Origin of the sequence: Pedobacter sp. ASV1-7 (genome assembly GCF_040203335.1) — a bacterium.
Classification (GTDB): Bacteria; Bacteroidota; Bacteroidia; order Sphingobacteriales; family Sphingobacteriaceae; genus Pedobacter.
The window spans coordinates 155650-177028 of record NZ_JBEHBV010000010.1; the positions used below are offsets into that span (position 1 = coordinate 155650).

Here is a 21379-nt window from a genome sequence, read left to right on the forward strand (position 1 = left end):
TTTTTAATATCCCTCTTCTATTACTTTGATTAGCGCTCTTGCGGCCGGACCAGCAGATAAAGGATTCTGTCCGGTAACCAGCAATCCGTCTATTTCCACATGACTTACAAAAGGTATCATTGCGCTGGATAAATTGGCTCCCAATTCTTTTAACCTGCTTTCCAATTGGTAAGGGACATTCCCTGCTCTCCCCACCATAGTTTCTTCAATATTGGTAAAAGCAGAAATATTTTTTCCATCCAAAAAACCCGGCTGCAACTCCTCTGCTTTAATCAAAGCAGCCGGACCATGACATACAGCAGCCACAGGCTTTCCGGAATTATAAAAATCAAGAATCAATCTTCCACTGTTTCCATCAGTTGCCAGATCCCAGATCGGACCATGCCCACCCGGGTAAAACACCGCATCATAATCTGAAGCATCCATCAGTGCCAATTCATAAGTTCGAGCAAAAGCAATCTTCGCGCTTTCATCATCCTGGAATCTGCGGTTAGCACCCGTGATGTTTTCAGTCAGCTCACTCATCGGATCAACCGGTGGTCTGCCACCCTTAGGACTAGCCAGGGTAACGCGGTACCCCGCATCAATAAATTCATAATAAGGATCCGTAAACTCACCCAGCCATACCCCCGTCTTACTATCGGTATGCTCCATCTCTGCATGAGAAGTCAGCACCATCAAAATGTGTTTCTTAAGATTCTCCATATTTTATTTCATTATCAAGTATTGAATTCCATATTTATAAAAGGATCTACAACCTATACCCAACATCCTGAAATATAGAATGTTTCAAAAAAATCAATTAAAAATTTCTATAAACAATGCGCTAAACTGAATGTTATAAGAGTCTAATCACCAGCCGTATTTGGCCCTTAATGATATGACTATGAACAATCAAAAGAAAACTCCCAAACCCGGATCAGCAGAATACAACGTTGAAAAACCAGAAGAACTGACCACACCAAAATTTCATAGCAGCACCGATCACAGGAGCAGTCATGAATTACCAGCTACAGAAAATTTGAATGACGAGCATAAAAAAGTAAAAACTAACCCGGAACACAGCACGCCAAAACCAGACTTAGGCAATAAAAGAGCAGATGATGAAGACCAAAAGGAAAAGTTAATCACTCCCTGATCACACACCACTGCTTACCACAAAAAAATTAACCACTAATCCCCCTTATTATGAACTATAGAAAAATCATTGAAAACACCATACAAACACAAAAAGACCATAGCCTAACCGCCTTTGCACTCCTCGCCGGACTTGCAGCAGGCGCCGCATTAGCTGTATTGTTCGCGCCAAAATCTGGACGTGAATCCAGAAAACTATTGGCAGAAAAACTGAGGTCTGGACAACCAACCCATCAGGATGAAATGGAAGAACATTTGTTTGATGATTTGCGGGAAACCACGCGTGAACATGCAGCACATCTACAGGGACCAGAAAGTAAACGCAAAGATCCAACATCAATCAAAATACCCTCAGCAGGAACCACAGCATGGAAAGATAAGGCACTAACAGAATAAATATAAACCTCTGGCTATTGCCATAGCCAGAGGCAGTCCCATTCATCAATAAACATAAACATCATGGCTACCCAAGAAAACACATCGCAGGTCAGCGATCAAAACCAAACACCTGCAACAGACGCTGATAATTACCAGCAACCACAAGCTACAGGTCAGCCGCAAAAAGTACTGATTGAGGCCACAATTACCGGAGAAACAGACGAGCTCGACCCCAGCTTCCACCAGCAAGATCCACCAATAGATCCGGAAAATGATGACAAAGTTGAGGATAAGGAAGATGATGAATTACCTACCAAAGAAGACCTGGAAGAAGATCATGATCTAAACCATGATGCAGACGATGATTTGAGCCTGAATAACGATGACCAAAACGAATTGAACTAATGGCCGATTACAAGTTTATTCATCTTAAATCACTATAATTACAGGCTTGTAATCAATTCCTAATCAAATTGGACAACCTTTTAACCTATATCAATTCCCTGACTGCATTTTCACAGCAAAGCTGGGAATTACTGCAGCCCGCACTATCAGAAAAGCACTTTAAGAAAAATGAACTGTTATTAGCAGAAGGAGAACACTGCCAATCCCTATTTTATATCGATTCGGGATACTGCAAGAGTTATTATCAAATGGACGGGGCAATCAAAAACACAGGCTTTTATTTCGAGAATGACATTGCCACAAACCTCAACAGCTTTAGCAGCGGCGAAAAATCAGCCTTTAACATCCTGGCCTGCGAGCCCCTAACAGCAATAGTTTTTGACAAGAATAAATTATTTGAAGCCGCTAAACAGGCCCCTGAAATAGAAACGCTGGGACGAAACTGCATCCGACTATTTGCGTCCAAACAAGAAGAATTCGCAACCTTATTTAAACTTTACTCCGCCCAGGATCGTTTAAAGTATATAGAAGAGCATCACCCCAATATGTTACAAAGAGTTCCCCTTTCGCAACTAGCCTCATTTCTAGGGGTAGCCAGAGAAACACTCAGCAGGATCAGAAAAAGACGAACAGTCGGATAATTATGTGACGATCGTCACAGGATCAGTACAACCTGAATGCTGACTTTTGTATATCACAAAAAGAGATACAGCTATGCAAAAACTAAGAAAAATTGATGAAACCGCGAACATCCTAACCTGGTTTGAAATTCCGGTAACAGACCTACAAAGAGCAAAAACCTTTTATGAAACCATTTTAGCGATCCAAATGGTTAGCGCAGCAGATGGCAATGAGGAAAGTGTCTTCTTTCCCTACAACCCCAATGTCATCCAGGCCACTTCAGGTAGAGTAACCGGCGTATTGTCCAAATCCGAAAAAAACAGTCCCTCAGCAAATGGCCCCCTGATCTACATCAATGCAAGCCCAAGCCTCCAGACAGTACTGGATAAAGTAGAACCCGCAGGCGGAAAAGTACTTTCGCCTAAAATTCAAATCCCACCAGGATACATTGCCATTATCCTTGATAGCGAAGGCAACAGAATCGGTTTACACGCTGAAAGATAAATAGTTAAATGCCGACTTAATCCAGCTATCCTATTCAGATTCCTCGCGCGGGAAATGATGAAACTGAAGATCATGCCCACTTAGGCTATTTCAGACTGGATAAAATTCAAATGATTTGCCAGATAAAAAAGTACCCTCTAACAGTCCTTTAAAAACGTTTCGTTTTTATCTAAGAAAACTCTAAACCATTCTCTACCGCGAATGTTAAAGTAAGACATCAACGAAAAACAAAAATGGAAAACAACACAGAAATCTTAAACGATCTGATACAGATCAACAACGACCGAATTACAGGTTATGAAAGAGCAGTTGAAGAATTAAAGGAACAAGACAGCGACCTGAAACCCTTATTTCTACAAATGATCCGTCAAAGTGGCCAGCACAAGGCAGTCCTAACACAGGAAGTTCAGGTACTGGGGGCTCCTGCAGAGACAGGGACAACCACATCTGGAAAAATATATCGTGCCTGGATGGACGTAAAAGCAATGTTTACAGGTCATGACCGTGAAACTGTTTTAAACAACTGTGAATTCGGTGAAGACGCCGCCCAAAAAGCCTACAAAATGGCTTTAGAGACCGAAGGACTTTCGGGAAACTTAAGAAGCATCATTTCTGAGCAGAAAACTGATTTGAGAACCTCACACGATCAAATTAAAGCGCTAAGAGATAGCGTATCTTCATAAGTAGAATAAATGCATTGAGGTAGGAATCGTCATCTGCAAAACCAGGGACTAAAGCCTGATTAGTTAGGACTAAAGTCCCTGGTAAAGATGGCGAATTCTATTTCTCCTACACGAAACCCTTACTAAAATGCCCTCTTCTGTCATCAAAAGCTATAACTATGAACCTACAAAATGTTTGTTGTACATTACTTTTGTATCAGGAATCACTTATGTATACAAATCAGTTCCAGCCGATATTGCTAATATGTTAAAGGCCGCGGGATCAAAAGGCAGGTATTTTAATCATTTCATTAAAGGCCACTATAAATACCGTAAACTAAGGAGTAAAACTTAAGTTCATCTTCTATTTTTCCCCATAAGCTCAATGCAATAAATTAAGGTTGTCCATCACCACCTGCTACTCCATAAACCTGACCTGTGGTATAACTGGAATCGCTTGCTGCCAGCTGTACATAAATAGAACACAATTCAGCAGGTTGACCGGGTCTGCCTAAAGGTGTATGGCCACCGAAATTTTTCAGCTTCTCCATCGTAGCACCACCACTCACCTGTAAAGGCGTCCATATCGGACCCGGAGCCACGCCGTTCACCCGAATTCCTTTTGGTCCGAGTTGTTTGGCAAGCGACCTTACATAACTGGTATTGGCTGCCTTTGTTTGCGCGTAATCAAATAATTCAGGTGAAGGATCAGTAGCCTGTACAGAGGTTGTAGCAATAATTACAGACCCAGGCTTCAAATGTGGCAAAGCAGCCTTTGTAATCCAAAATGGCGCATAAACATTGGTTTTCATCGTCGAATCAAAATCCTCAGCGCTAATGTCCAAAATAGAAGGTCTAGTTTGCTGATGTGCGGCATTATTAATCAGTATATCCAATCCACCTAAAGCTTTCACTGCCTTTTCAACCAATTGCTTACAGAAAGCTTCTTCGCGTAAATCACCTGGAATTGCTACCGCTTTACGTCCTTCTTTTTCTATAAGTTCAATCACTTCTTTGGCATCAGGCTCTTCCGCCGGCAGGTAATTAATCGCCACATCCGCTCCTTCCCGTGCATAGGCAATCGCGGCTGCACGTCCCATTCCGGAATCCCCACCGGTAATCAGTGCCTTACGCCCGGTCAATCGGCCTGAGCCGACATAACTAATCTCCCCATGATCAGGCACAGGATCCATTTTACAGGCCAGTCCTGGCCAGGGTTGTTTTTGTTCTTTAAAAGGTGGTTTAGGATATTTCTTTTTCGGATCCTCCAGTTTAGCAGAAAACGATTTACCACCAGCATTACTTTCCTTCTTTTTCATCTTTTTATCAGTTAAGGTTTCAAAACTACATTTACACCATCATCTGTTTTCTTGTTAAATAACTTATATCCAATGGTTTGTAAAATAATGACATTTTCATCATAGCGTTCCAGGTGAATTATTTGAACAACCTGAAATTGAGATTGTTTATTAATTTTTCAGTTTAATTTTATTCAAACATTCTTAAACAAAATATAAAACCGAATGTTAATACCAACCGAGAACCGGCAATTAACATTAAAAACATTTACTTATGAAAAACCAATTGAGCAATCAAATTTTAGCAGGTCTGGACACCTTCGGTTTGAGTACTACTGGAAAAGAGAACATTGACCAGGGAGAAAGAATTGTCTCCGTACTGGCAGGAAGCTGGTTACTATACAAAAGTTTAAGAAAAATGGGTAAACATCCCTTCCTTGGTCTCCAAGGCGCTGCAGCAGGCGGACTAATGCTTTACCGCGGAGCTACAGGAGTTTGTCCCCTCTATCAAAAACTCGGAAAAGACACCACAGATCCCCAGGCCATCAACATTACCGAAGACATCACCGTCAATGCCCCAATAGATAAAGTATATGCCTTCTGGCGCGAGCTATCCAACCTCCCAAAATTTATGGAACACATGAAAAGCGTGGAGGAAATCAGTGAGAAAGTTTCGCTCTGGACGGCCAATACCCCGGGCGGGTTAATAGATTTAAACTGGAATGCTGAAATTACCAGAGAAGAAACAGGAACCTATCTTGGCTGGCAATCCCTGGAAGGATCAATGATAGACAACGCAGGCAAAATAGAATTCCGCGAAACCTTAAACGGCACAGGAACTGAACTGCACATAGAAATCGACTACTTTCCACCAGCTGGCAGTGTTGGCAGAGGCATAGCATCTTTATTCAATGGAATGTTCGAGCGAATGATCCGGGAAGATATCCAGCGCTTTAAGACCTACGCGGAAGAAACTGATTTTAAACAATACGCAGGCTTATCCGTATAAATTATGAAACCAGTCCTCACTGATTTAGCAGAGCTATACCTTCAGCAACTCAAGGGCTTTCTTAGCTCAGAAAAGAAATACGGTAAGGTTATAGAAAAACTAACTGCAGCAGTGGTTACGGATGAACTTAAAAGAGCGCTGGCATTAACCTCGGCTGATCTCCCGCAACAAAAGGAACGCATCAAGCAATGCCTGGCTTTATTAAACCGTAAAGCAACTGCTGCTGCTGCTGGTAAAACGGATTTACCTTTTCTGGAGCACATTAAGCTAAACAAAGTAACCGCAAAACCGTCAGTACTCAATGATATTAAAATACTGCACATCAGCGAGCAAATATTCCAGACTAAAGTAATAGCCTATCAAAACCTGCAGCTCATGGCCAGTGTTTTAGAACAAGAGCACGCTGTACTATTGCTGGAACAAAGCACAAACGATAATCAGAATAATTATGGTCATCTCGTGCAAATTTCAGCCAACATTATATATCCTGAGGCCAAAAACAACAAATAAAAAAGAAAAACAAAGGACCTAACAAATTGCAAACAGAAATTTTAAACTAAATACATCAACATCATGGGAAATCTACTTTATACCATCGCCGTCATCCTGGTCATCATATGGGCCATTAGTTTCTTCGGCGGTTTCTACACAGGCGGAATTATTCATATCCTGATTGTTATTGCCATCATTGCCATCGTACTGGGTGTAATCCGAAGGGCAGCCTAAATTAGTTCAGGCCCTTAAATAAAGGGCCTGATTAACTTCAGCTAACCTAGCTGTAGCTAAGGATACAATAAAAAGAAAAACATATACCGGAATTGCTTGTTCTTTAAAAGGAACAGTTTTCATTAATCCCTAAGACTATGGAAAATAAACAAGATAACCACGGAAAAGAGCAAACGCCAAAAAAAACAGTTTATAAAGAAACAGAAGAGCGTATCAATGAAAAAAAACCTGATAGCGGAGAAACCTCATCAGTAGCCGATCTGGGAAGAACAGATTTGATCTCCAGACCCGAACGAAAACATAAACCCCTTGGATCAAGTCATGAACCAGGAACAACCCCTGGAAGTGATTTATAACTATACAACAAAGGCGCTGGTTTAATAAGCGCCTTTGTTATATAACAGGAATATGCTTTCTCAATACCGAATACAAAACATCTAAACAAATCGCTTTACAAAGCTCGGCACTCAAAAGTGAAAAATCCCCTCCATTACGGTCAGAATTTCTCCACTAAAAAACCACACCAATTACCTCTTGCCACTACTTATTAAAAACAGACTTGATTTTATCAATAAAGCCTGTTCTCTTACTTTTTTGTTTTTCAGTTCCCATCAAAAAACCATAAGGCTGCAAATCCGGAACATGATCACAAACAATTTTGAGCATTCCAAGCAAAGGAATCGCAAGCACCATTCCCGCCACACCCCATATCATCTCCCCCAATACTATCGCAAGAATAGTAAATAAAGGATTGATATTTACCTGCTCTCCAACAATAAGCGGTTCAAGAATATAGGTTTGAATAAACTGAACCAAAGCATAAGTCACCAATACACCGATTACCATCCGGCTGTCCCCTCCCTGAGCAAGTACGGAAAGTAGCGTCACCGCAGTCCCGGTTAGATTTCCAACAAATGGAATAATCTCCAGAATACCACACAATACAGCGAAAAAGATCGCACTTTCTACCCCTACGATGCTAAAACCAATCCCATACATCACCCACAAAACCACAATCATCGTAGCCAGCCCACTCAAATACCGCTGTGCTACTTTTCCTGCCTGGTGCACTACACCATCCGCTTTGTCTTTCTCAGTCCCAGGAACCAGTTTCAAAATAAACTTTTTAATGTGCGAACGGTACAACAAAAACAAAAACATATACACCAATACCAGCACAGTATTAACCAGTATATCCATAATCCCCCCTGCAAAGCTAGCCAGCATATTCCCCGATTCACTACCACCAGCCTGCTCCTTTATCATCTCTTTTTGTTGCTTCACATCTACACCGGCCTTTTCATAAACCCAATGCTGAAAATTAGAAAACAGACTGACTACCCTTTGCTTCATGGCATCTATATTCTCCACAAGACCATTGAGCTGCCAGCCCAGCAAGAAAATAACTAATGCAATAGCCGACACAAAACCAACTATACACAACAGCGAGGCTATGCCCCTACTCATTCCTTTACTTTCCAACCAATTACAGAACCTGATAAAAAGCATAGAAAAAACAGCCGCCAACGTAACGGGAATAAGAAATGGACCGGCAAAATACAAACCGGCAAAAGATAAAATAAAAAAAAGTAAGATACAGATCGTGCGTTGTAGTTTAGTCATATTCGTTTCCGTTTGTCATTCATAATATTATGATTTTGTATCCATCCCAGTACTGCGTAAAATCCGACAAAATTGACTTGAATCCTTTGGATATTTGATTATTCATAGGCTGGTATCTATGTTAAAAAATCTCTTTACAATTCCATTCATCAATCCTGCGATGAATCCATATCAGACTGCTCCAGATATTTTCGAATTTCAGTTTCAATCTTTCTACAGGAAACCAGCCACGGCTTTTTAGTAATCTTCACCTGTACAAAATCACCAGAGATACTGTAGCTGCCAGCCAATTCAAATCCCCTGGCAGAAAAAGAAAACTCACCAGAAGAAACATCGCCATTAAAAACGCCATCAGTCTGGCCTTCAATAGCAGCTCTTAACTGCACCACCATATCATCCTTGGACTTGGGGTACTCAATCGAAAAATCACACATCACAAATGATTATTTATTTAAAAAAAATACGCAGACCAAAAGTAGCCTGTGAAGGTTACCACCCATAGGATGACCTATTACCTTAATTAAAACAACAAGCCCCAGCCAAAATTGATTTAAATTTTAAAGAATGACATTTAGTTCATATTCATCATACACTCCAAGCCAAATGCCATGCCCCATTTCAAATCTGAAAATATTTCAGAAAAACAATATCAAAAATTCTTATCAGGCTCCCAATCCCCCCCTAGAAAAACATTGCAACCTCCTGCATTCTAATCAATTCCCTAATCTTATTTTAGAAATTATTTCTTTATGAAAGTTGAACTACCCCTTCTACAATTATTTTATAGATTTGAGTAACCAAATATTTCTCATGGAAAGTTTACCTGAAATAAAAGCTTTGAAGCGCATTAAAGAGCTGTTGGACAAACTCATGTCCGATAGAGCAACAATGGTGAGAAAAAATATCTAGTAACCCTGATCCGCGCCTTTCCACCCCGGAGATTCTGTTACAACATCCCGTAATTCGGTTACATCAAACCTAATTTTGATTTAGACCTTTGTATAACTAAAGATATCAATATGAGTTTTTTGAAGATTTTAATTGTAGTCACCAATATCGATACTTATGCAAGCGGCAAGCTGGAAACAGGTTTGTGGTTAAGCGAACTAACGCATATCTACCAGGCAGCATTGGAAAAGGGATATGAAATTAGTATTGCCAGTCCCAAGGGCGGCAAGGTACCGGTAGACCCCGAAAGCCTGAAACCGCTAACAATGGACAAAGTCTCCAAAGCCTATTGGAACGATGCCTCATTTCGGGAACTGCTAGAAAACAGTAAAAGTTTATCCGAAGTTTCCACTAAGGATTTTGATTTGGTTTATCTGGCTGGTGGACATGGCACGATGTATGATTTTCCCCATGATACAACAATGCAGAACATCATCAGAAATCAGTACGAAAACGGTAGAATCGTAGCTGCTATCTGCCACGGCGTTGGGGGTTTACTAAATGTAAGATTATCCAGTGGTGAATACCTGATCAAAGGTAAAACTGTTACGGGATTCAATTGGTTTGAAGAGCGTCTTGCCAACAGAAAAAAGGAAGTTCCTTTCAACCTTGAAGCAGGACTGAAAGAAAGAGGTGCTGATTACAACAAAGCATTCATTCCAATGACTTCAAATGTAGTAGTAGACGGAAATCTCATTACCGGTCAAAACCCATTTAGCTCGACAGAAACGGCAAAAGTGATCATACGCGAACTGGAGAAACAAAATAACACCAAATAAATGCAAACGATATTAGGAGCCAACGGACAGATTGGCGAAGAATTGGCAAGAGAACTCAAAAGGAACTTTACTGCTGACATCAGGATTGTAAGCAGGAATGCTAAGAAAGTCAACGACAGCGACACGGTTTTCTCTGCAGACTTATCCATCAGGGAACAAGCAATAGAGGCCGTAAAAGGTAGCGAAATCGCCTATTTCACATTAGGACTTCCGATAAGTGCTGATTTATGGGAAAAGCAGTTTCCAGTTATTATGCGCAATGTGATTGATGCCTGTAAAATCAACGGTACAAAGCTGGTGTTTTTTGACAACACCTATATGTACCCGCAGGATGACCGTATACTTAATGAACTGACACCTTTCGCTCCTGTGGGCAAAAAAGGTAAAGTAAGAAAAGCAATGGCTGAAATGGTTTTAAAGGAAATTGAGTCAGGCGCACTAAATGCCGTAATTTGCCGTGCACCGGAGTTTTACGGTCCTGGCAAAACACAGAGTATCACCAATACCTTAGTTTTTAATAATATCAAAACAGGCAAAAAAATAAAAGTACCGCTAAGCGATACCAAAAAAAGGAGTTTAATCTGGACACCTGATGCAAGCAGGGCAACCGCTTTAATTGGTAACACCCCTGATGCTTTCAGGCAAACCTGGCATCTTCCTGTTGATCAAAGTTATCCGACTTACAATGAATTTATAAAACTGGCGGCTGATGTATACCAAAAAGAACTGAAGCACTCTATTATGCCGAAATTCCTGTTTAAGATCGGCGCCCTTTTCAATAAACGGATAAAAGAGCTGCTGGAGCTGCTTCCCAGGTACGAACACCAAAACTTGTTTGATGACACTAAATTCAGAAATCGCTTTCCGGACTTTGAAGTAACGACTTACAGGCAAGGAATTCAGCAGATTAAACAAGAGCAGCTTTCACTAAAAAAATAAAAGTTTTAATTTAGTGATGTATAAATCTGAAACCAAAATGAATACTCCTGAAAAAGTTTCTTCCATAAGTGCACTGCATAAATTTTTGGGATTGAACAACCCCTCCAATCCCCTGATCAGTGTATTTAATTTTGATGATGTAAAACTTGCGAAGGAAACAATTTTGAGTGCAGTAACTACCGATTTTTATGTAATTGCCTTAAAAAAGGATTGTGCAGGCGGTAAATGCAAGTACGGTCAGCAATACTACGATTTTGACAATGGTATAATGTATTTCATTGCTCCCCACCAGGTCTTGCAATTTGAAGATGTACTGCTCAACGGCGTAAAAGGATTTGTTCTTGTTGTTCATCCCGATTTTCTTCACGGTTATTCCTTAGCTTCAGAAATTAGAAACTATGGCTATTTTTCATATGCTGCCAGTGAAGCACTACACATTTCTGAAAAGGAAGAAAAGGCTATCATGCATATCATAGAAAACATAAATAAAGAGATAGATGACAACATGGATGCCTTTACACAGGATTTATTGATCACTAATATGGGTTTGTTGCTGAAGTATGCTGACCGTTTTTACAATCGTCAATTTTTGACCAGAAAGAAAACCAATAGCGATCTGCTCAGCAAGCTGGAGGCCCTGCTCGACGAATACTTTAAAAATGAAACACTGTCTGAAAAAGGTATTCCTAGTGTGCAGTCAGTGGCAAATGAACTTCATTTGAGTCCCAATTATTTAAGTGATATGTTACGGGTGCAAACCGGACAAACTACACAGCAGCATATTCAAAACAGGCTAATCGAAAAAGCAAAAGACCTCTTATCCAGCACTTCAATGTCCGTCTCTGAAATTGCTTATCATTTAGGTTTTGAGCATGCTCAGTCATTTCACAGGCTATTTAAAAACCGCACTTCGGTTTCTCCTTTAGCGTTCAGGATGTCTTTCAACTAATTGATATATATATAGCTATAGGCTCCAGAAAGTTGAATTCCATCTTCAAGAATTAATTTATAGATTTGAGTAACCGCATGATTTCTTATGGAAAGCCTACCTCCTGAAATAAAAGCTTTGAAGCGCATTAAAGAGCTGTTGGACAAACTCATGTCCGATAGAGCAACACCCGTTGAAATCCGCTCGAATGCCTTATATGAATGCTTCACTAAAGACAGCCAGTTAAGAAAGATATTCCCCGTCCAAAGGACATTCAACCAATTTTTGAGGCAACAACATGATACCAGCATTTTAAAGCAGCTCATCCCAAATTATAGAGTTGATACCTCAGATCGCCTGCATTACCAATGGTACTTCTTCCGCGAAACCAACAAAAAGGCTGGCATAGGTAAAGGCATCGAAACATCCGACAGTAAATTGGCTTACAAAGCTAATGAGCTGAAAGTAGTGTCTTCAGATGGGCAAAAATTCAGATCCAGTCAGGAAAAAGATATTTATGAACGATTGTTAACATGCGATTATCTCAGCATTGATTTAGAGTTTCCAATTTCAAAACATGGCGAAAAAAGATATGCTGATTTTAAAATTCTAAACAGAATTACTCAGAAAACCTTCTACTGGGAACATTTTGGCATGACCAACTCCAGTAAATATATGGATGAGATGACTAAAAAGCTGGAATGGTATAGAAGCAATGGATTTAAAACTGTAGAAAATGGCGGAAATGTAATTTTCACCATATATTCTGAACCAAAAGCATTTCAAAGAGACATAAATAAATATATTACCCTGATCTTATAAATGTAATTTTGATCATCATGGATTTCAACATAAGAAAAATAGATTTCCCTCACTTACTGGAGAAAATTGAAACTATCAGATTAACGAAAGCGCTGTACACCTATCACAGCTATTTAAAGAATTACACTGGTAAAAAATGTGAACTCTGTCTACTGCCGCTTAATCCTTATGGGGTCTATTTGAACTATGAACAAGCCATTTGTATCACATGCTTTAACAACTACATCAGCTCCAAAGATTACTTAAATAACCTGAAATCATTTGAAGCAAGAGCTTCAAGAATCAATGAGCAAGCAGACCTACTCACCGCTTCGTTAAAAAATAACCCTAAAAATATTGATCTGAATCTGGCAAATCAACTCTTTAAGGAGCTCACCTTAACAGAAATTGAGCAAATGATAGGCTTTCCGAAACACTTCGGGAGTTTCGATTATGGCATTGAAGCCGGCACATGGAAATTAAATAATTCCCTGGTCGAAATATGGTTCAAAAATCAGATTTGCACTGAGGTAGCAATGGCCTAAATCACATCGATTCCACCTTATTCTGCATCAGAATACAGTTGACTAACCTGGATATCACCGTCCGCATCTAACCAGACATCAAAGAAAGTGTCCCTGTCAACATAAACATTCAATGGTTGAAGATAAGTATACTGCCCTGCACTCAAAATAATCTTTAGTTTACGCCCATTTTCAATTAATTCATCAGCCACCTCATTAGCAGAGCTTTCACTCAGCATATTTAAACGCAGGCTTAAAAAGTACCAGTCAGCCGCCAGTTCATTAATAAAATCATCAGTCAATATCAAAGGTTCAGGTCTCATAGCTGTAAATTTTAATGATCTCCACCACACTACTCCATAACTCTATGTTTAAATACAAACCGTTGGATCGGGCAAACCAGTTATCGCAGCAGACGCATATGATAAGTCTCAATTTCTTTTAAAGCTTCCAGGATGCCGGTCCGCTGACGCTGCAGCAACACAATATGATCTAAATGTGAACCATAATCTTCCAGCACCTTATCATATTTTTCGATAGCAGCTTTTTCCCCTGTCTCAATAGCACTTAAAATAGCCGCATCTTCCCTACTGCTTAAAGCCTGCTTGATATCTATCCATGTGCGATGTAATGCACCTAAAATCCCACCCTCCTGATTATCCGAATCCCCACCATGCTGAGCAATGTGCTCCTTCAACTCATCCGCATAATCCGCGCGTTGTGCAGCATACTTCAAAAATACAGCCTTCAATTCTCCACTGTCAGTTACCTCACTTGCAGATGCATAACCTTCTTTTCCGTCATTGACAATATTGACCAATCCTTTAAGGTCGCTGATGATCTCTTGATTTGTTTCCATAGTATATTTGCATATGTCCAAGAACAATTCCTGGCTCTTCATATAAACACTGCCCCAATAAAATAGTTTCAAACATTCCAATCTCCAGGTATGTTCCTCAACAAATAGTACATAACATGCCAGAAGGACCATCCATAGTAATTTTAAGAGAACTCGTTGAAGCACTTCACCTGGAAGAAAAGCAAATCATCGCAGTTGAGGGAAATACTAAAATCGATAAAGAAAGAATGTTACATCAGCGGGTAATTGCTTTTAAAAGCTGGGGCAAGCATTTTTTGATCTGCTTCCAGGGATTTAGCCTTCGTATCCATTTCCTGATGTTTGGCAGCTACCGGATCAACGAGCGTAAAGACACAACAGCCAGACTAAGTCTGATTTTCAAAAATGCAGCGCTTAATTTCTATACCTGTTCCTTAAAATATGTAGAGGGCGATATCAATGAAAGTTATGATTGGTCCATCGACGTTATGGCTAAACAGTGGGATCCAAAAAAGGCCTTAAAAAGAATCAAGGCAAAGCCACAAGCGCAAATCTGCGACATCTTACTGGATCAGGAAATCTTCTCTGGGGTGGGCAATATCATAAAAAACGAAGTCCTGTACCGGGTAGCCATTCATCCTTTAAGTATAGTGGAGGCAATCCCACAACCAAAGCTTAAACTCCTGATCACAGCAGCAAGGCAATACAGCTTCGATTTTCTGAAATGGAAAAAAGCCTATGTTTTGAAAAAACACTGGCTGGTCAACACCAGGAAACTTTGTCCTTTAGGCCACCACTTAGAAAAAGCATACCTGGGAAAGACAAAGAGGAGAACATTTTTTTGCCCCATTTGTCAAAAACACTATGCTCCATCTATATCCAAATCCCCACATTAGCCTGCATCTCCCTTCAATAGGTTCGGCACTTGTACTGATATCCCTGAATAAAAATTAGAGCTTTCGATAAAAAGATCTCCCTAACAAACCATTCGAGGCATACGTTTGTTAAAAAATACGCATGCCCGGATCCAAACTACCCATATATACTGCCTTTGCTGCCAACCTGGCTATTGCTGTGATTAAACTAACCGCAGCTGCCATAACAGGCAGTTCAGCAATGGTTTCTGAAGGCATACACTCCCTGGTAGATTCCAGCAACGAAGTTTTGCTGCTGATTGGCCTGCACAAAAGCAAAAAAGCACCTGATCAAAAACGTCCCTTCGGCTATGGTAAGGAACTTTATTTCTGGTCCTTCGTCGTCGCCTTACTATTTTTTGTATTGGGCGGCACAATGTCCGTTTACGAAGGCATCAGACATTTAATTGAACCAGAAAAAATAACAAGTCCGGTATGGAATTACATTGTTTTGTCACTAGCTCTTGTATTTGACGGGTATTCCCTTTACACCGCAGTCCGCATATTTAATCAACAACGAGGAAACACACCTTTCTGGCAAGCCATCAAGGTAAGCAAAGACCCTTCCTCTTTTGTAGTATTGTTTGAAGACATGGCCGACGTAATTGGTATTTTAATTGCGGCTACCGGGATAACCCTTAGTCATATGTTTAATAACCCCTACATTGATGGCATTGCTTCTATATTAATCGGGCTTTTATTAATGCTGGTCGCGATATTTCTGGTCAGACAAAGCAGAAACCTGTTAATGGGTGAAAGTATATCAGCCGAAGAATTGAATAAACTAGTTCCCCTGATCGAGCACAACCAAAATGTCTCCAGCGCTGATGCACGCCTATCTATGTATCTGGGGCCAGAAGAAGTTATTTTATTGATAAAAATAAAATTCAAAAATGATTTACCCAGTCAGGAAATTGTTGAGACCATAGGCTCCATCCGGCAAGCCATCCAGGCAGAGCATCCCGATTATAAGCATATCCATTTTGAACCGGTTTAACAGTCCATATCAGGATGATCATTACCTAAAATTTATTTCCTAAGTACAGAATAAATCAGATCCAGATCGGAAGGCTTGCGAATGTAAGCATCAAAACCGCTTGCACCATATAACCTGTCAATATTATATTATTTTTATATTTTCGCCCCTTAGTTTAACTACTGTTGAAACCGATGAAACCTGATTTTACCTGCCTATACTTTCTGGAGAACGAAAAACATGCCGTCATTGAAATCAAACGTTATGACCTGGATGAAAAAGCAGATATTGGCGATGTTTATCTCTGGTTGATCCTCGAAAAAACATCAGGAAACATTCAAAAACTAGCTTTCCGCTCCATGGATTCTTCAGGTGAAGTACAGGAACGATACTTTGATCAGGGTTACCTCAAGTTCAATAACCAAAATGGGACTTATATAGAAAAATTCAACTCAGGTCAGCACCAGCTGGAAAACAAAACCGGACATATCCTTTCCACTGAGATAACCAAAGCGCTAACCAGTTATCTTAAGACCTGATGCTTGAAGCCATTAACTTTGAAAACGAAGCACTACTAGTCCATTCCTTTCGCGGGGAAGACCTGGTTCGGTTTGAAAAACTCACCCAAGACATTTTCAATATTCTGTCGGATGAACGAACTTTAAAGTACATACCAGAGAAAAGATTACACAATCTCGAGCAAGCAGAACTTTTTCTTCAAACCGCCATACTCAATTACCATTCGCGGCAGAATTACCTCCATTTTATCACAGATAAAGCATCCGGCAAAGTGATCGGCATGATTGATGTCATTACTCCTGAACTTGCACGCAAGCACTACCACCTGGATTATTATCCATTTTTTATTGAATTCTATTTAAGTGGCACGGCTAGTGGATGCTACATCATGACTGAAATTCTTCCCCTACTAATGGAAGAATTGCTCAGGCAAGGAATAAGTAAAATCGGCGCAGTGATCAACCGGGAAAATATTGCAGCACGAAGAGTGTTAGAAAAGGCGAACTTTGAATTTAAAGCCCCTTTTGATGTCATTCAGGATTTCTATCAAACCAGTTACCAGCTCGAAAAAACTATGTTGTAGGAAAGAGCACGCCATAGCCCACACAACATGCCCAAAGTAAAACAGTTGACAAAACTAAATCTCAAACTTTTTTCCAGGCTTGGAAATGGCTTTAGAAGCAATTACCTTAGCCTTCCCCCAATCCCAATCTTCTCTGAAATCCTCATCGGAATGAAAATAATACCCCTTATCCTTTTTCACAAAAGCTTTTCCCGTATTTGTCCTTTTGATTATTCTTTCTGTAGCTTTCATTTTTATTACATTATAGTACCCAATCATTCTTTATAATATAACGTACTGAATACTAAAAGGTTTGTCATAAATAATATTTGAAATCATAAAAAACATGGTCGTTCGAGGAACATCAAGCATACACAGGTGAGGTCATCTTCCTCTATCACTTTTGATGTACCTAAACTTCCGCTGGCATCAACAGGCCTCAATTTATTTTACCGCAACAGCAAAAAAGCTAGCACGACCGTCTAACGCGCTTAGCTAAAACTACCAACCCGGCACCGATTATAGCAGAAATCACCACATAAGCGATCATACGCTTCTGCTGCCGCCCACATGAATGTCTATACGCATTGGCTTTTAAAGCCTCAAGCTGATCAGTTTGCTGCGCCCCTTTTATCACGTCAATATCTACCTGGCGTAATTTTGTCTGACTAAAATTCTGCTCCTGTTCTAACGGATCATTTTGATCATTCTGTGTAGTTTTCATTGAATCTTAGATTATGTTAATACTACTTAAACACTAAATATGGAATGATGTTTAACTAAACTTTCAACTTTTTTCGATGACTTTTAGCCATGTAAAGACCCCACACACTTCAACAAAAAATCAATAGCTAACTGATCAGGAAGAAAGCTTCCCCAGATTTAATAAATCAGCTGAAAACTCTAACACCTGATATAAGAATAGCAGGTACAAGACCTGCTATCAAAATCATAAAAGCAAAGATTCCAGTTAACATACAGAAGAGGACTGCTTGGCATACATTTTAAGCTGGAATTTCAGTGATTGTCTGGCAACATGTATTCGGGTTTTAACCGTACCAATTGGAATATTTAATTCTTCAGCAATTTCATGGTATTTATAGCCCTCAAAATACTTTAGAAATGGAATTGAATATTCCGGCTGTAGTTTTCCCATAGCCTTATCAATATCTTCCATGACGAATTTACCCAGCCCTAAATTGCTCGAGGCACTGTTCTTCAATTGTTGCGCACTCAAATCGTCAGTTACCGTTAGAATATTCCTCCTGCGACCATCTCTTCTATAGTCGTTGATAAAAGTATTTCTCATAATAGTATATAGCCATCCCCGAAGATTAGATCCTTCCTGATAAAGTTTATGATACCGTATTGCCTTGATGATCGTGTCTTGCACCAGATCATTGGCATCTTCCGGGTCAGCCGTAAACTTCATGGCAAAGTTCTCCAGACAAGATAGTTGATTGCAGATTTCAGTGTTTAAATTGATTGTAGTCATAGGATTTCGCGTATCTGTTTAAGTAAATATCTTTCGGTCATATCAAGACAAAACACATACCAAAACACGGTAAAATCACTACAAATGAACCATTTAACATAAAATAAATTATTCTCAAACAATTCCGATTTGACATGTGTTCTTATTCGGCCCTTAAAGAAAAACAAGCAAAAAAAAGCACTTCCAGTCCCTTTTTAAGTATATATTTAATTGTACCCGAAAAACAGTTCTAAAAATAAAACCACTTAAAAAAAATAGATGTCCGTTAGACAGGGCAGTGCTGATACATTTGCTTAAATCTCAACCCAAGCAACTGTTTCAAGTTGTGAAAAAACGGCACCCCTGAAAAGAGGTACCGAAGGTAGTCAACCTATTCCAGCCAAGGGTCACTCGGATGGGTTTTCATTTTACTGTGCAAATGAATCCAGCGCACCAAACCTGACGGTAAAAACAGCGGCAGCATCAAAGATTACCGCCGCCACTTTCCAAAAATAAAATTGAAATTAGATTTAAGGTACTGGCAGAACCGATGCCGCTGTATCGGCCATGGTATTACTTCTGACTGCACTATCAACTTGATTCACTGAATCCACATCCACTGTATCCATGAAAGATGTATCTGTAACTAATGAATCAGCAGCGCTTTCCCTTGCGCTGTCTGAATTACAGCTGGTCATACTTATAAAAATTAAGAATGCCAGGACAACAATTATCTTTTGCATTTTCATTTATTTAGTTGGTAAAACTTTATGAAGATTTTTTCTTCGGGACTTTAGCCCCTTCTTTTCGGGCCTCAGACAGGCCAATTGCAATCGCTTGCTTTTTAGAAGTAACCTTCTTACCTGTTCCGGTTTTTAAGGTCCCCTTTTTCTTCTCATGCATGGCTTTTTCAACCTTTTCGCCAGCTTTTTCCGAATATTTTGCCATAATTATACACTGTTGATTAATCAGTAAATAAAAGCCCATCCATTAAAATACTGGTGGAATCTTTACAGCTGTGTCCATTTTTTTGCGTTTAATGGTGTCTTTCCTAGTACTGTCTTTCCAAGGATTTTTCTTCTTAGACATTTTTGACTTTACCGGATGTTTTTTCGAACTATCCTGACGTTTTTTTGTGGTATCCTGCGGAGGAACTTGCCAACCGAATGCTGACCAGCAAAACATAGCCAGCAATAATGTAATCATCATCTTTTTCATAACATTATGATTTTAAGTTTGTTACCGGTTTATAAACAACCGATAAACACAATAGTTTACCTTTTGTGAAAAAACATAAAACACCTGATATCAATGAGTTAAAAGACAAAACTCACTATCAGGATTTCCACTTTAGTGGTCTGCCAAAAGCAGTCATGAATTCTTTCTTTGAACGCTCCAACGCCTTTTTTATTCCTCAGACAAATTTTTACCGGCCCGGTTAATATAAAAAGTCAGCATTGACATTGCCGGGCGATATGGATCAAATTTTCTGCACTTACTGCTTTTTGCAGACTTCCTTAGCGATCCTGCAAGAAAAACAAGCAGGCACCTTGTTCCTGAATAGCATTCATGATCAGAAGGTAATCATCAACAAAAAGCAGTTTTTTCGGGTTGTCCTGAAGAAATAATCGCTCAGACGGTATCCTAAAAAACAATCTTTTTGAAAGGTTGTTGCAATAAAAGGAATCATCTACATCTAACCTATTTATGCAGCGAGAAAAATACAACCACAGCATTTATCGTCTAATCACCTCAGTGGTGCTTTACACATTTGGACTGGTCATTTTATTGTGGTTTTTATACAAGATAATCAGCATATTGATTCTATCCTTATTTGCCATCGTGCTTGCCCTGATCATCAATCAGCCCGTAGGAAAGCTGGAAAGAAAGGGTATGAAACGATGGCAGGCAGCAACTTTAATACTTGGAAGTATATTTATTGTGATCACTTTGCTATTGACCCTTGTTGTCCCCCACATCAGTACACAAATCGATGCCCTTATTGGCAATCTTCCCGGCTATTTGAACAGTGTTTCTTCCTACCTTAATAAAATCTTACAGAAATACCCCGAGCTAGGTAAAGAACTTCAGGCAGAGGGATTTTCACTTTCAACCGTTATGCCTGCGCTGGACAAAACTGTAATCAGTCTGGGAAACTTTTCATTTAGTGTGCTGGGAGGGCTTTTTCTATTTATCGTGTTCATTTCTATGATTGTTTTTTTTGTAGGCAACCCAAAACCAATAATTGAACTCTATTTATCTGTATTCGAACCAAATCAAAGAACTAAAGCAGAGAAGGCCTTGCAAAACACCTCTATCATGCTCGGAGGTTGGATGAAGTCGAATCTAATAGGTGGAATCATCCAGGCCATATTAGTTTTTATATTCCTTTCCATTTTAAAAGTACCTGGAGCACTCGTATGGGCTGCAATGGCCTTTTTCTCAGAACTCATTCCTAAAATCGGCTTTTATATCATGGCCATACCACCAACACTGGTTGCCTTATCAGTAAGCCCGGCAACAGCACTCTGGTGCCTTATTTTCTTCCTGGCGATGAACGAGCTGGTAGCTGATCTGCTCATGCCAAAACTCAGATCTGCAACAATGAATATTCATCCAGTATCCTTATTATTCCTATTGTTAGCCATGGCAGCTGCTTTCGGATTAATGGGTGCACTGCTTGCCACTCCAATGGCAGCAATTATAAAGGCTTACTATGAAGAATTTTATCTCAAAAAGTTTGACCACGATCCCCAGATGGATGAGCGCATTGAACGGATTCTAGACGCTTAACACCCTATATTTTCATCACAA

The 21379-nt window shown here is 39.7% G+C and carries 34 protein-coding genes; 21 read left to right on the plus strand and 13 right to left on the minus strand.

The features are described 5' to 3' along the window. Positions 1-3: 3 nt before the first annotated feature. Positions 4-705 (minus strand): type 1 glutamine amidotransferase domain-containing protein, encoded by a 702-nt coding sequence (locus tag ABDJ41_RS20550; protein ID WP_349788006.1) that lies wholly within the window; start codon positions 703-705, stop codon positions 4-6. 181 nt (positions 706-886) lie between these two features. Here ABDJ41_RS20550 and ABDJ41_RS20555 point away from each other — a divergent pair, with 181 nt between their 5' ends. From ABDJ41_RS20555 to ABDJ41_RS20585, 7 genes are all read left to right on the plus strand, one after another. Beyond that, complete coding sequence (locus ABDJ41_RS20555; protein WP_349788007.1) at positions 887-1138, plus strand: hypothetical protein; 252 nt, start codon at positions 887-889, stop codon at positions 1136-1138. Positions 1139-1188: 50 nt separating this feature from the next. Next, entirely contained in the window at positions 1189-1533 is a 345-nt protein-coding gene (locus ABDJ41_RS20560; RefSeq protein WP_349788008.1) for a YtxH domain-containing protein, read from the plus strand. Positions 1534-1596: 63 nt separating this feature from the next. Beyond that, on the plus strand, positions 1597-1920 hold the full coding sequence (locus tag ABDJ41_RS20565; RefSeq protein ID WP_349788009.1) for a hypothetical protein: 324 nt from the start codon (positions 1597-1599) through the stop codon (positions 1918-1920). A 68-nt stretch (positions 1921-1988) separates the two neighbouring features. Continuing rightward, the gene (locus ABDJ41_RS20570; protein WP_349788010.1) at positions 1989-2561 is read left to right on the plus strand and encodes a Crp/Fnr family transcriptional regulator; all 573 of its coding nucleotides are present in this window, start codon (positions 1989-1991) and stop codon (positions 2559-2561) included. 46 nt (positions 2562-2607) lie between these two features. Further along, entirely contained in the window at positions 2608-3045 is a 438-nt protein-coding gene (locus ABDJ41_RS20575; RefSeq protein WP_349788011.1) for a VOC family protein, read from the plus strand. A 233-nt stretch (positions 3046-3278) separates the two neighbouring features. Then, positions 3279-3728, plus strand: a complete 450-nt coding sequence (locus ABDJ41_RS20580) for a ferritin-like domain-containing protein (RefSeq protein ID WP_349788012.1) — start codon at positions 3279-3281, stop codon at positions 3726-3728. Between the two features lie 127 nt (positions 3729-3855). Continuing rightward, positions 3856-4062, plus strand: a complete 207-nt coding sequence (locus tag ABDJ41_RS20585; protein WP_349788013.1) for a KTSC domain-containing protein — start codon at positions 3856-3858, stop codon at positions 4060-4062. 40 nt (positions 4063-4102) lie between these two features. On the opposite strand, the gene ABDJ41_RS20590 is transcribed toward ABDJ41_RS20585, so the two are convergent. Further along, on the minus strand, positions 4103-5026 hold the full coding sequence (locus tag ABDJ41_RS20590) for an SDR family oxidoreductase (RefSeq protein WP_349788014.1): 924 nt from the start codon (positions 5024-5026) through the stop codon (positions 4103-4105). A 253-nt stretch (positions 5027-5279) separates the two neighbouring features. Between ABDJ41_RS20590 and ABDJ41_RS20595 the strand changes: the two genes are divergently transcribed. The 4 genes from ABDJ41_RS20595 to ABDJ41_RS20610 all read left to right on the plus strand — a co-directional run bounded on the left by ABDJ41_RS20595 (position 5280) and on the right by ABDJ41_RS20610 (position 7096). After that, complete coding sequence (locus ABDJ41_RS20595) at positions 5280-6014, plus strand: SRPBCC family protein (protein WP_349788015.1); 735 nt, start codon at positions 5280-5282, stop codon at positions 6012-6014. Positions 6015-6017: 3 nt separating this feature from the next. After that, positions 6018-6524 carry a DUF892 family protein gene (locus tag ABDJ41_RS20600; RefSeq protein WP_349788016.1) on the plus strand — a complete coding sequence of 169 codons (507 nt, stop codon included), beginning with the start codon at positions 6018-6020 and terminating at the stop codon, positions 6522-6524. A 63-nt stretch (positions 6525-6587) separates the two neighbouring features. Beyond that, entirely contained in the window at positions 6588-6740 is a 153-nt protein-coding gene (locus ABDJ41_RS20605; RefSeq protein ID WP_152541993.1) for a lmo0937 family membrane protein, read from the plus strand. Between the two features lie 137 nt (positions 6741-6877). After that, entirely contained in the window at positions 6878-7096 is a 219-nt protein-coding gene (locus ABDJ41_RS20610) for a hypothetical protein (RefSeq protein ID WP_349787637.1), read from the plus strand. 184 nt (positions 7097-7280) lie between these two features. Here ABDJ41_RS20610 and ABDJ41_RS20615 read toward each other — a convergent pair whose 3' ends face one another. Together ABDJ41_RS20615 and ABDJ41_RS20620 are read right to left on the minus strand one after the other, a co-directional pair. Further along, positions 7281-8363 carry an AI-2E family transporter gene (locus tag ABDJ41_RS20615; protein ID WP_349788017.1) on the minus strand — a complete coding sequence of 361 codons (1083 nt, stop codon included), beginning with the start codon at positions 8361-8363 and terminating at the stop codon, positions 7281-7283. Between the two features lie 149 nt (positions 8364-8512). Next, positions 8513-8797 carry a hypothetical protein gene (locus ABDJ41_RS20620; RefSeq protein WP_349788018.1) on the minus strand — a complete coding sequence of 95 codons (285 nt, stop codon included), beginning with the start codon at positions 8795-8797 and terminating at the stop codon, positions 8513-8515. A gap of 585 nt (positions 8798-9382) precedes the next feature. On the opposite strand from ABDJ41_RS20620, the gene ABDJ41_RS20625 reads away from it, so the two are divergent. From ABDJ41_RS20625 to ABDJ41_RS20645, 5 genes are all read left to right on the plus strand, one after another. Continuing rightward, positions 9383-10090 (plus strand): type 1 glutamine amidotransferase domain-containing protein, encoded by a 708-nt coding sequence (locus ABDJ41_RS20625; RefSeq protein ID WP_349788019.1) that lies wholly within the window; start codon positions 9383-9385, stop codon positions 10088-10090. Beyond that, the gene (locus ABDJ41_RS20630) at positions 10091-11029 is read left to right on the plus strand and encodes an NAD-dependent epimerase/dehydratase family protein (RefSeq protein WP_349788020.1); all 939 of its coding nucleotides are present in this window, start codon (positions 10091-10093) and stop codon (positions 11027-11029) included. Between the two features lie 16 nt (positions 11030-11045). Further along, positions 11046-11978 carry a helix-turn-helix domain-containing protein gene (locus ABDJ41_RS20635; protein ID WP_349788021.1) on the plus strand — a complete coding sequence of 311 codons (933 nt, stop codon included), beginning with the start codon at positions 11046-11048 and terminating at the stop codon, positions 11976-11978. Positions 11979-12065: 87 nt separating this feature from the next. Next, complete coding sequence (locus ABDJ41_RS20640; protein WP_349788022.1) at positions 12066-12779, plus strand: hypothetical protein; 714 nt, start codon at positions 12066-12068, stop codon at positions 12777-12779. Between the two features lie 17 nt (positions 12780-12796). Beyond that, positions 12797-13303 carry a hypothetical protein gene (locus tag ABDJ41_RS20645; RefSeq protein ID WP_349788023.1) on the plus strand — a complete coding sequence of 169 codons (507 nt, stop codon included), beginning with the start codon at positions 12797-12799 and terminating at the stop codon, positions 13301-13303. A 17-nt stretch (positions 13304-13320) separates the two neighbouring features. Here ABDJ41_RS20645 and ABDJ41_RS20650 read toward each other — a convergent pair whose 3' ends face one another. Further along, entirely contained in the window at positions 13321-13605 is a 285-nt protein-coding gene (locus ABDJ41_RS20650; protein ID WP_349788024.1) for a hypothetical protein, read from the minus strand. Positions 13606-13685: 80 nt separating this feature from the next. Further along, positions 13686-14141: a ferritin-like domain-containing protein gene (locus ABDJ41_RS20655; RefSeq protein WP_349788025.1), complete on the minus strand. Its 456-nt coding sequence runs from the start codon at positions 14139-14141 to the stop codon at positions 13686-13688. A 116-nt stretch (positions 14142-14257) separates the two neighbouring features. Between ABDJ41_RS20655 and ABDJ41_RS20660 the strand changes: the two genes are divergently transcribed. From ABDJ41_RS20660 to ABDJ41_RS20675, 4 genes are all read left to right on the plus strand, one after another. Beyond that, complete coding sequence (locus ABDJ41_RS20660) at positions 14258-15016, plus strand: DNA-formamidopyrimidine glycosylase family protein (protein ID WP_349788026.1); 759 nt, start codon at positions 14258-14260, stop codon at positions 15014-15016. 121 nt (positions 15017-15137) lie between these two features. Next, on the plus strand, positions 15138-16031 hold the full coding sequence (locus tag ABDJ41_RS20665) for a cation diffusion facilitator family transporter (RefSeq protein ID WP_349788027.1): 894 nt from the start codon (positions 15138-15140) through the stop codon (positions 16029-16031). A 173-nt stretch (positions 16032-16204) separates the two neighbouring features. Continuing rightward, positions 16205-16549 carry a hypothetical protein gene (locus tag ABDJ41_RS20670; RefSeq protein ID WP_349788028.1) on the plus strand — a complete coding sequence of 115 codons (345 nt, stop codon included), beginning with the start codon at positions 16205-16207 and terminating at the stop codon, positions 16547-16549. Beyond that, positions 16549-17112 (plus strand): GNAT family N-acetyltransferase, encoded by a 564-nt coding sequence (locus ABDJ41_RS20675; protein ID WP_349788029.1) that lies wholly within the window; start codon positions 16549-16551, stop codon positions 17110-17112. The genes ABDJ41_RS20670 and ABDJ41_RS20675 overlap by 1 nt, the downstream gene beginning before the upstream one ends. A 54-nt stretch (positions 17113-17166) precedes the next feature. Here ABDJ41_RS20675 and ABDJ41_RS20680 read toward each other — a convergent pair whose 3' ends face one another. The 7 genes from ABDJ41_RS20680 to ABDJ41_RS23065 all read right to left on the minus strand — a co-directional run bounded on the left by ABDJ41_RS20680 (position 17167) and on the right by ABDJ41_RS23065 (position 20110). Next, positions 17167-17343 (minus strand): hypothetical protein, encoded by a 177-nt coding sequence (locus ABDJ41_RS20680; RefSeq protein WP_349788030.1) that lies wholly within the window; start codon positions 17341-17343, stop codon positions 17167-17169. Positions 17344-17560: 217 nt separating this feature from the next. Continuing rightward, the gene (locus ABDJ41_RS20685) at positions 17561-17815 is read right to left on the minus strand and encodes a hypothetical protein (RefSeq protein ID WP_349788031.1); all 255 of its coding nucleotides are present in this window, start codon (positions 17813-17815) and stop codon (positions 17561-17563) included. 246 nt (positions 17816-18061) lie between these two features. Next, positions 18062-18586, minus strand: a complete 525-nt coding sequence (locus ABDJ41_RS20690; protein WP_349788032.1) for a sigma-70 family RNA polymerase sigma factor — start codon at positions 18584-18586, stop codon at positions 18062-18064. Positions 18587-19095: 509 nt separating this feature from the next. Beyond that, the gene (locus ABDJ41_RS20695) at positions 19096-19263 is read right to left on the minus strand and encodes a hypothetical protein (protein ID WP_349788033.1); all 168 of its coding nucleotides are present in this window, start codon (positions 19261-19263) and stop codon (positions 19096-19098) included. Between the two features lie 70 nt (positions 19264-19333). Further along, positions 19334-19513, minus strand: coding sequence for a DUF6496 domain-containing protein (locus ABDJ41_RS20700; RefSeq protein ID WP_349788034.1), 180 nt, complete (start codon positions 19511-19513; stop codon positions 19334-19336). Positions 19514-19555: 42 nt separating this feature from the next. After that, entirely contained in the window at positions 19556-19783 is a 228-nt protein-coding gene (locus ABDJ41_RS20705) for a hypothetical protein (RefSeq protein WP_349788035.1), read from the minus strand. Positions 19784-19972: 189 nt separating this feature from the next. Beyond that, complete coding sequence (locus ABDJ41_RS23065) at positions 19973-20110, minus strand: DUF3175 domain-containing protein (RefSeq protein ID WP_502930356.1); 138 nt, start codon at positions 20108-20110, stop codon at positions 19973-19975. A 162-nt stretch (positions 20111-20272) separates the two neighbouring features. Here ABDJ41_RS23065 and ABDJ41_RS20710 point away from each other — a divergent pair, with 162 nt between their 5' ends. Further along, a complete protein-coding gene (locus tag ABDJ41_RS20710; RefSeq protein ID WP_349788036.1) occupies positions 20273-21358 on the plus strand; it encodes an AI-2E family transporter in 1086 nt (361 codons plus the stop codon). Positions 21359-21379 lie beyond the last annotated feature (21 nt).

Coding starts and splice junctions, on each gene's coding strand:
- ABDJ41_RS20640 (WP_349788022.1), top strand. CDS start 12,066: ATGGAAAGCCTACCTCCTGAAATAAAAGCTTTGAAGCGCATTAAAGAG.
- ABDJ41_RS20565 (WP_349788009.1), top strand. CDS start 1,597: ATGGCTACCCAAGAAAACACATCGCAGGTCAGCGATCAAAACCAAACA.
- ABDJ41_RS20655 (WP_349788025.1), bottom strand. CDS start 14,141: ATGGAAACAAATCAAGAGATCATCAGCGACCTTAAAGGATTGGTCAAT.
- ABDJ41_RS20670 (WP_349788028.1), top strand. CDS start 16,205: ATGAAACCTGATTTTACCTGCCTATACTTTCTGGAGAACGAAAAACAT.
- ABDJ41_RS20665 (WP_349788027.1), top strand. CDS start 15,138: ATGCCCGGATCCAAACTACCCATATATACTGCCTTTGCTGCCAACCTG.
- ABDJ41_RS20560 (WP_349788008.1), top strand. CDS start 1,189: ATGAACTATAGAAAAATCATTGAAAACACCATACAAACACAAAAAGAC.
- ABDJ41_RS20625 (WP_349788019.1), top strand. CDS start 9,383: ATGAGTTTTTTGAAGATTTTAATTGTAGTCACCAATATCGATACTTAT.
- ABDJ41_RS20680 (WP_349788030.1), bottom strand. CDS start 17,343: ATGAAAGCTACAGAAAGAATAATCAAAAGGACAAATACGGGAAAAGCT.
- ABDJ41_RS20695 (WP_349788033.1), bottom strand. CDS start 19,263: ATGACCAGCTGTAATTCAGACAGCGCAAGGGAAAGCGCTGCTGATTCA.
- ABDJ41_RS20590 (WP_349788014.1), bottom strand. CDS start 5,026: ATGAAAAAGAAGGAAAGTAATGCTGGTGGTAAATCGTTTTCTGCTAAA.
- ABDJ41_RS20690 (WP_349788032.1), bottom strand. CDS start 18,586: ATGACTACAATCAATTTAAACACTGAAATCTGCAATCAACTATCTTGT.
- ABDJ41_RS20615 (WP_349788017.1), bottom strand. CDS start 8,363: ATGACTAAACTACAACGCACGATCTGTATCTTACTTTTTTTTATTTTA.
- ABDJ41_RS20650 (WP_349788024.1), bottom strand. CDS start 13,605: ATGAGACCTGAACCTTTGATATTGACTGATGATTTTATTAATGAACTG.
- ABDJ41_RS20595 (WP_349788015.1), top strand. CDS start 5,280: ATGAAAAACCAATTGAGCAATCAAATTTTAGCAGGTCTGGACACCTTC.
- ABDJ41_RS20660 (WP_349788026.1), top strand. CDS start 14,258: ATGCCAGAAGGACCATCCATAGTAATTTTAAGAGAACTCGTTGAAGCA.
- ABDJ41_RS20585 (WP_349788013.1), top strand. CDS start 3,856: ATGCCCTCTTCTGTCATCAAAAGCTATAACTATGAACCTACAAAATGT.
- ABDJ41_RS20620 (WP_349788018.1), bottom strand. CDS start 8,797: ATGTGTGATTTTTCGATTGAGTACCCCAAGTCCAAGGATGATATGGTG.
- ABDJ41_RS20580 (WP_349788012.1), top strand. CDS start 3,279: ATGGAAAACAACACAGAAATCTTAAACGATCTGATACAGATCAACAAC.
- ABDJ41_RS20610 (WP_349787637.1), top strand. CDS start 6,878: ATGGAAAATAAACAAGATAACCACGGAAAAGAGCAAACGCCAAAAAAA.
- ABDJ41_RS20705 (WP_349788035.1), bottom strand. CDS start 19,783: ATGAAAAAGATGATGATTACATTATTGCTGGCTATGTTTTGCTGGTCA.
- ABDJ41_RS20635 (WP_349788021.1), top strand. CDS start 11,046: ATGTATAAATCTGAAACCAAAATGAATACTCCTGAAAAAGTTTCTTCC.
- ABDJ41_RS20710 (WP_349788036.1), top strand. CDS start 20,273: ATGCAGCGAGAAAAATACAACCACAGCATTTATCGTCTAATCACCTCA.
- ABDJ41_RS20600 (WP_349788016.1), top strand. CDS start 6,018: ATGAAACCAGTCCTCACTGATTTAGCAGAGCTATACCTTCAGCAACTC.
- ABDJ41_RS20685 (WP_349788031.1), bottom strand. CDS start 17,815: ATGAAAACTACACAGAATGATCAAAATGATCCGTTAGAACAGGAGCAG.
- ABDJ41_RS20605 (WP_152541993.1), top strand. CDS start 6,588: ATGGGAAATCTACTTTATACCATCGCCGTCATCCTGGTCATCATATGG.
- ABDJ41_RS20700 (WP_349788034.1), bottom strand. CDS start 19,513: ATGGCAAAATATTCGGAAAAAGCTGGCGAAAAGGTTGAAAAAGCCATG.
- ABDJ41_RS20645 (WP_349788023.1), top strand. CDS start 12,797: ATGGATTTCAACATAAGAAAAATAGATTTCCCTCACTTACTGGAGAAA.
- ABDJ41_RS20555 (WP_349788007.1), top strand. CDS start 887: ATGAACAATCAAAAGAAAACTCCCAAACCCGGATCAGCAGAATACAAC.
- ABDJ41_RS20675 (WP_349788029.1), top strand. CDS start 16,549: ATGCTTGAAGCCATTAACTTTGAAAACGAAGCACTACTAGTCCATTCC.
- ABDJ41_RS20550 (WP_349788006.1), bottom strand. CDS start 705: ATGGAGAATCTTAAGAAACACATTTTGATGGTGCTGACTTCTCATGCA.
- ABDJ41_RS20630 (WP_349788020.1), top strand. CDS start 10,091: ATGCAAACGATATTAGGAGCCAACGGACAGATTGGCGAAGAATTGGCA.